At 38.2% G+C, this 7,528-nt stretch carries 5 protein-coding genes and 1 tRNA gene; 5 read left to right on the top strand and 1 reads right to left on the bottom strand.

Going from position 1 to position 7,528, the window contains the following annotated elements:
- Positions 1–386: 386 nt before the first annotated feature.
- Positions 387–457: transfer RNA gene (locus RWO85_RS09240), tRNA-Cys, on the bottom strand.
- 156 nt (positions 458–613) lie between these two features.
- On the opposite strand from RWO85_RS09240, the gene RWO85_RS09235 reads away from it, so the two are divergent.
- The 5 genes from RWO85_RS09235 to RWO85_RS09215 all read left to right on the top strand — a co-directional run bounded on the left by RWO85_RS09235 (position 614) and on the right by RWO85_RS09215 (position 7,104).
- Positions 614–2,602 (top strand): peptide ABC transporter substrate-binding protein, encoded by a 1,989-nt coding sequence (locus tag RWO85_RS09235; RefSeq protein ID WP_314415484.1) that lies wholly within the window; start codon positions 614–616, stop codon positions 2,600–2,602.
- Between the two features lie 66 nt (positions 2,603–2,668).
- Entirely contained in the window at positions 2,669–4,165 is a 1,497-nt protein-coding gene (locus RWO85_RS09230) for an ABC transporter permease (protein ID WP_000759916.1), read from the top strand.
- Entirely contained in the window at positions 4,165–5,091 is a 927-nt protein-coding gene (gene oppC / locus RWO85_RS09225) for an oligopeptide ABC transporter permease OppC (RefSeq protein WP_000103691.1), read from the top strand. Before RWO85_RS09230 ends, oppC begins: the two co-directional genes overlap by 1 nt.
- A gap of 8 nt (positions 5,092–5,099) precedes the next feature.
- Positions 5,100–6,167, top strand: coding sequence for an ABC transporter ATP-binding protein (locus RWO85_RS09220; protein WP_000159549.1), 1,068 nt, complete (start codon positions 5,100–5,102; stop codon positions 6,165–6,167).
- Positions 6,168–6,177: 10 nt separating this feature from the next.
- Positions 6,178–7,104 carry an ATP-binding cassette domain-containing protein gene (locus RWO85_RS09215; RefSeq protein ID WP_042900321.1) on the top strand — a complete coding sequence of 309 codons (927 nt, stop codon included), beginning with the start codon at positions 6,178–6,180 and terminating at the stop codon, positions 7,102–7,104.
- The last annotated feature ends 424 nt before the right edge of the window (positions 7,105–7,528 follow it).

Genomic DNA, 7,528 nt, shown 5'->3' with positions numbered 1-7,528 from the left:
TAACCAATGATAAAGTGAAAAATGGACGTGTTACCAAGGTAAAAGTCCAAATTACAGAAGTCGAAATAGAAGAAGAAACAGAGTAAACTAGAGGCTTTTGTCACCAGGTGTGACGAAGTTTTTTTCAGTTGATTTCATACTCTTCGAAAATCAAATTCAAACCGCGTTAACGTCGCCTTGCCGTACGCAAGTACAGCCTGCGGCTAGTTTCCTAGTTTGCTCTTTGATTTTCATTGAGTATCAAAAGATTGTCTCCTAAAAAGAAGTCTGTCCCAAATTTGCTCCAAAAATTTTTGTAAGTTATATGTATCCATTAGAAGAAAAAGAAAAAAGCCCTTTAACCTGGGCTTTTTGTTTAAATGGAACCTGATAAATCAAGTTATAGAAGGCGGTAGACGGATTTGAACCGACGATCAAGCTTTTGCAGAGCCGTGCCTTACCACTTGGCTATACCGCCTTAACGTTTATTATTATACCTTGAAAATCATTTTCAGTCAATAGCTTTTTCAGATTTTTTGTGTTAATAAGCCTAAATATTCTGAAAATTCGTTTACTTTTCTTGAAATCTATGATATAATTGATAACAACCTATATTTTATAAGAGGAGTAAAAAATGAAAAAAAGTCAAGTGCTTGCTGTAGCGGGAGCTACCTTATTAGTGTCAGGAGTTCTAGCTGCGTGTTCAAACACTAGTTCAAATAATGCTAAACTAGCAAAAGATTACCAATATGTTTATCAAATAGATCCAGAAACCTTGGATTATATCGTCAGCAATATCGATTCAACATCATTCATCACAACAAATGCTGTAGATGGTTTGTTGGCTAACGATAAATATGGGAATCTGGTTCCTTCTATCGCTGAATCATGGACAGTTTCAAAAGATGGTTTGACTTATACCTATAAAATTCGTAAGGATGCTAAATGGGTAACTGCAGAGGGAGAAGAATACGCTCCTGTAACTGCTAAAGACTTCGTTACTGGTTTGAAACACGCCGTAGATGGAAAATCAAAAGGACTTTCAATCGTTAGCTCTTCTATTAAGGGATTAGAAGCATATATCAAGGGTGAAACAAAAGACTTTTCAACGGTTGGTGTAAAAGCACTTGATGATCAAACTTTAGAATATACCTTGAATCAACCAGAAACTTTCTGGAATGACAAGACAACTAGCGGTGTCATGATGCCAGTTAATGAAGAGTTTTTAGCTTCAAAAGGTGAAGGGTTTGGTGCTCCAACAGATGCTAACTCTATTCTTTATAACGGTCCATTTGTCTTGAAGGCTGTAACTCCGAAATCATCTATCGAAATGGCTAAAAATGACGCTTACTGGGACAAAGAAAATGTAAAAATTGAGAATGTTAAGTTCACTTTTTGGGATGGTAAAGATCAAGATGTGATTGCTAAAGGTTTTGCTGATGGTCAATATAGCAAGGCTCGTATCTTCCCTACAAGTTCTACATATGAAAAATATGCAGCTGACTTCAAGGATAACATTTACTTTAATGAACCAGGTGCGGGTGTTGCAACTGTCAGCTTAAACTATGGTCGTACAGCTTATAACCACACAGCTAAGACAAGTGAAGCACAAAAGACTTCTACTCAAAAGGCTTTGCTAAATAAGGAGTTCCGTCAAGCCTTGAACTTTGCGGTAGATCGTAATTCTTATTCAGCTCAAACAAATGGTACAGATGGAGCTGCAGTAGCTATTCGTAATACATTTGCACCTTATGCTCTTCAAGTTGGTAAGAAAACATTTGGTGAATTGGTACAAGAAAGCTTGGCTAAGACGAATTCTTCTACTTGGGCTAAGATTTCTCTAGCTGATTCTCAAAATGGACTTTACAATGAAGAAAAAGCTAAAGAGGTCTTTGCTAAAGCTAAATCAAGTCTACAAGCTGAAGGTGTTGAATTCCCAATCCACTTGGATGCCTTGGTTATCCAAGAATCAACAGCGGTTGTAAACCGTGTTCAATCATTGAAACAATCAATTGAAAAAGTATTGGGTTCAGATAATGTCGTTGTAGACTTACAACAAATGACTCAAGCAGAAGCTTTACCAATTTCATTTAGTGCTCCAACAGCTAAAGAACAAGACTGGGATATTCATACCTTGCTAGGATGGAACCCTGACTATCAAGATCCTTCTACTTTCTTGGATCAGTTCGTCATTAAGGGAGGAAATACTCGCCTTTACCTTGGTATTGACCAAAACACTGATGCATCAGTAGTAAGCAAACTTGGTTTAGCTGACTATGGAAAATTACTTGATGACGCAAACAGCGAAAACCAAGACGTTCAAAAACGTTATGAAAAATATGCAGTAGCACAAGCTTGGTTGACTGACAATGCTTTGACAATTCCAGTAATGGCTTCTCCTAAAGAAACAGCCGTTTCATATGTTTCAAAAGTTCTACCATTTAGCTCTTCATATTCAGTAGCCGGCCTTAAAGGTGAAAATTCAGGATACTTGAAGTACACTGAAGTTGGTGAAAAAGCAATCACCAAAGAAGAGTATGAAAAAGCTCGTGAAAAATGGTTGAAAGAAAAAGCTGAATCAAATGAGAAAGCTCAAAAAGAATTGGCAAGTCATGTGAAGTAAATAATTTTCAATAGAACTTTCTCTCCATGAGGAGAAGGTTCTTTTGGGATTTTTAAAGGAAATGATATGAAAAAATATATTTTTATGCGTGTTTTGCGGTCCTTGGTTTCTATCTTCTTAGTAACAACCTTGACCTACACGATTATCTATACAATGGTTCCTCGAAAATTGATTTTCAAACAGGATACCAACTATAACAAGATTGCGACGACTGCTGATAAACGTGATAACTATGAGAATACCGTTTATGAGCGTATGGGCTATATCGAGTACTACGATACCAAAGAGTTGCAAGAAAAAGCTAGCCAGATGGATGCTTCTGTAACAGTTGAAGCTAATGACACCAACAAGGCCATCTATGAAAAATACATCAAACAAATCGGTCATGGTTGGACCTTGGGAGAATTTACTGAAAGTGGACAATTCTACGCTACTCGTGAAATCCCAATTTTTGAACGTGTTTTCAAATTCTATGCTAACTTGATTGACATTGATCATACAAATAAAATTCAAGACCCTGAAAATCCAGACTTGAAACGTTACCTTCGTTTTGAAAACGATCCAGCTATCGGATGGTCATTGGTTGGTTCAGGAACTAAACACAAATATCTCTTGTACTTCAACAGTCAGTTCCCATTCGTGCATCAAAATTTTGTGAACATTAATTTAGGTGACTCTTATCCAACCTATGCTAATAGCCCTGTTTTACAGGTTATTACTCAGGGACAAGGACAAACAAAAACATCTCAAGTTCAGTTCCCAACAGGTAAGAAAACTTCTTCTGTAAATATTTACTCAAGAACCTACAAATCACCTAGTCAGGCTGACTCTCGTGAAGTAGCTAACTATGGGAAAGATGACCCATATACTGCTACTGAAAGCAACTACCAATATCCTTCTATGATTGCTAGCTCTGCTGTCGTTGGATTGATTGGTTTGGTGATTTCTTATGCGATTGCTGTGCCACTTGGTTCAGCTATGGCTCGCTTTAAGAATACTTGGATTGATAGCTTCTCAACAGGGGCTTTGACCTTCTTGATGGCTCTTCCAACCATTGCCTTGGTTTATATCGTTCGTTTGGCTGGTTCTTCAATCGGCTTGCCAGATTCATTCCCTATCTTGGGTGCTGGAGATTGGCGTTCTTACGTTTTACCAGCAGTTATCCTTGGTTTGTTGGGTGCTCCTGGTACAGCTATTTGGATTCGTCGTTATATGATTGACTTGCAATCACAAGACTTTGTACGTTTTGCTCGTGCCAAAGGTTTGTCTGAAAAAGAAATTTCAAACAAACACATCTTTAAAAATGCCATGGTTCCGCTGGTTTCAGGAATTCCTGGTGCTGTTATCGGGGTTATCGGTGGTGCAACCCTTACTGAAACAGTCTTCGCCTTCCCAGGTATGGGTAAAATGTTGATTGACTCTGTAAAAGCATCTAATAACTCTATGGTCGTTGGTCTTGTCTTCATCTTTACATGTATTTCTATCTTCTCACTTCTTTTGGGAGATATTTGGATGACTATTATTGACCCACGTATTAAATTGACTGAGAAAGGAGGCAAATAATGTCTACAATCGATAAAGAAAAATTTCAGTTTGTAAAACGTGACGATTTTGCCTCTGAAGCCATTGATGCGCCAGCTTATTCATACTGGGGTTCAGTGTTTAGACAATTTATGAAGAAGAAATCAACTGTAGTCATGTTGGGAATATTGGTAGCTATCATTTTGATGAGTTTCATCTACCCAATGTTTTCTAAGTTTGATTTCAATGATGTCAGCAAGGTAAACGACTTTAGTGCTCGTTATATCAAGCCAAATGCTGAGCATTGGTTCGGTACTGACAGTAACGGTAAATCTCTCTTTGACGGTGTCTGGTTCGGAGCTCGTAACTCTATCCTCATTTCTGTGATTGCGACAGTGATTAACCTAGTTATCGGTGTCTTTGTCGGTGGTATTTGGGGGATTTCAAAATCAGTTGACCGTGTGATGATGGAAGTTTATAACGTTATCTCAAACATCCCATCTCTTTTGATTGTCATTGTCTTGACTTACTCAATCGGAGCTGGATTCTGGAATCTGATTTTTGCTATGAGTGTGACAACATGGATTGGGATTGCCTTCATGATCCGTGTGCAAATCTTGCGTTATCGTGATTTGGAATACAACTTGGCGTCACGTACTTTGGGAACACCAACCTTGAAGATTGTTGCCAAAAACATCATGCCACAATTGGTATCTGTTATTGTGACAACGATGACTCAAATGCTTCCAAGCTTTATCTCATACGAAGCCTTCTTGTCATTCTTCGGTCTTGGATTACCGATTACAGTGCCAAGTTTGGGTCGTTTGATTTCAGATTATTCACAAAACGTAACAACCAATGCTTACTTGTTCTGGATTCCATTGACAACTCTTGTCTTGGTATCCTTATCCCTTTTCGTAGTTGGTCAAAACTTAGCGGATGCTAGTGATCCACGTACACATAGATAGGAGTAGAAATGACAAAAGAAAAAAATGTAATTTTGACTGCTCGCGATATTGTCGTGGAATTTGACGTTCGTGACAAAGTATTGACAGCCATTCGCGGAGTTTCCCTTGAACTAGTTGAAGGAGAAGTATTAGCCTTGGTAGGTGAGTCAGGATCAGGTAAATCTGTTTTGACAAAGACTTTCACAGGTATGCTTGAAGAAAATGGTCGCATTGCTCAAGGTAGCATTGACTATCGTGGTCAGGATTTGACAGCCTTGTCTTCTCACAAGGATTGGGAACAAATTCGTGGTGCTAAAATTGCGACTATCTTCCAGGATCCAATGACTAGTTTGGACCCAATTAAAACAATTGGTAGTCAGATTACAGAAGTTATTGTAAAACACCAAGGAAAAACAGCTAAGGAAGCAAAAGAATTGGCCATTGACTACATGAATAAGGTTGGGATTCCAGATGCAGATAGACGTTTTGATGAATACCCATTCCAATATTCTGGAGGAATGCGTCAACGTATCGTTATTGCGATTGCCCTTGCCTGCCGACCTGATGTCTTGATCTGTGATGAGCCAACGACTGCCTTGGATGTAACTATTCAAGCTCAGATTATTGATTTGCTCAAATCATTACAAAACGAGTACCATTTCACAACAATCTTTATCACCCACGACCTTGGTGTGGTAGCAAGTATTGCGGATAAGGTAGCGGTTATGTATGCTGGAGAAATCGTTGAGTATGGAACTGTTGAGGAAGTCTTCTATGACCCTCGCCATCCATATACATGGAGTCTCTTGTCTAGCTTGCCTCAGCTTGCTGATGATAAAGGAGATCTTTACTCAATTCCAGGAACACCTCCGTCGCTTTATACTGACCTGAAAGGGGATGCTTTTGCCTTGCGTTCAGACTACGCAATGCAAATTGACTTCGAACAAAAAGCTCCTCAATTCTCAGTATCAGAGACGCATTGGGCTAAAACTTGGCTTCTTCATGAGGATGCTCCAAAAGTAGAAAAACCAGCTGTGATTGCAAATCTCCACGATAAGATCCGTGATAAAATGGGATTTGCCCATCTGGCAGACTAGGAGGAAGGAAATGTCTGAAAAATTAGTAGAAATCAAAGATTTAGAAATTTCCTTCGGTGAAGGAAGTAAGAAGTTTGTTGCGGTTAAAAATGCCAACTTCTTTATCAACAAGGGAGAAACGTTCTCGCTTGTAGGTGAGTCAGGTAGTGGGAAAACAACTATTGGTCGTGCGATAATCGGTCTCAATGATACAAGTAATGGAGATATCATTTTTGAAGGTCAAAAGATTAATGGTAAGAAATCGCGTGAACAAGCTGCGGAATTGATTCGTCGAATCCAGATGATTTTCCAAGACCCTGCGGCAAGTTTGAATGAACGTGCGACTGTTGATTATATTATTTCTGAAGGTCTTTACAATCATCATCTATTCAAAGATGAAGAAGAACGTAAAGAGAAAGTTAAAAATATTATCCGTGAAGTAGGTCTTCTTGCTGAGCACTTGACTCGCTACCCTCATGAATTCTCAGGTGGTCAACGTCAACGTATCGGTATTGCCCGTGCCTTGGTCATGCAACCAGATTTTGTTATTGCGGATGAGCCCATTTCAGCCTTGGACGTTTCTGTTCGTGCCCAAGTCTTGAACTTGCTCAAAAAATTCCAAAAAGAACTTGGTTTGACCTATCTCTTCATCGCCCATGACTTGTCGGTTGTTCGCTTTATTTCAGATCGTATCGCAGTTATTTATAAGGGTGTTATTGTAGAGGTTGCAGAAACAGAAGAATTGTTTAACAATCCAATTCATCCATATACTCAGGCCTTGCTTTCAGCGGTACCAATCCCAGATCCAATCTTGGAACGCAAAAAGGTCTTGAAGGTTTACGACCCAAGTCAACACGACTATGAGACTGATAAGCCATCCATGGTAGAAATCCGTCCAGGTCACTATGTTTGGGCTAACCAAGCCGAATTGGCGCGTTACCAACAAGGGTTAAACTAATAATGGTTTTATAATTTCCATGTCAATTTTTATGGAAATTATAAACCTTTTTTATATCCTTAAAAGAGATAGGTTTAAAAATTTTAAAATGATAAAAACGCATAATATCAGATGTAGGTAAGCTTGATATTATGCGTTTTTATTATGTAAAGTTTTGATAAATTTCTCCTAATACTCTTTGATTTTCATTGGGTATAAGCTTGAGTTTTTCTATAGCTTCAAACTTATGGATAGAGAATTTTAGAAATTGAGTATGTTAGATTAGTGAAGTGAATATCAAATTCTAATAAGTTACGATCAATTGCTTATAATCACCTTATTTGATAATCTGTATCTGTTTTCAACTATTATACAATTGTTTATCCTATATTTTTATTTAAAATTGACCAATAACAACTGTACTAGTTTTCTCTAAGGAAATTGA

The sequence above is a fragment of the uncultured Streptococcus sp. genome (assembly GCF_963521865.1).
Taxonomy (GTDB): Bacteria; Bacillota; Bacilli; order Lactobacillales; family Streptococcaceae; genus Streptococcus.
This window is presented reverse-complemented; position numbering and strand designations above follow the sequence as displayed.

Bases quoted from the DNA above. Each gene is read 5' to 3' on its own strand.
- RWO85_RS09230 (WP_000759916.1), top strand. From the start codon at position 2,669: ATGAAAAAATATATTTTTATGCGTGTTTTGCGGTCCTTGGTTTCTATC.
- RWO85_RS09215 (WP_042900321.1), top strand. From the start codon at position 6,178: ATGTCTGAAAAATTAGTAGAAATCAAAGATTTAGAAATTTCCTTCGGT.
- RWO85_RS09235 (WP_314415484.1), top strand. From the start codon at position 614: ATGAAAAAAAGTCAAGTGCTTGCTGTAGCGGGAGCTACCTTATTAGTG.
- oppC (WP_000103691.1), top strand. From the start codon at position 4,165: ATGTCTACAATCGATAAAGAAAAATTTCAGTTTGTAAAACGTGACGAT.
- RWO85_RS09220 (WP_000159549.1), top strand. From the start codon at position 5,100: ATGACAAAAGAAAAAAATGTAATTTTGACTGCTCGCGATATTGTCGTG.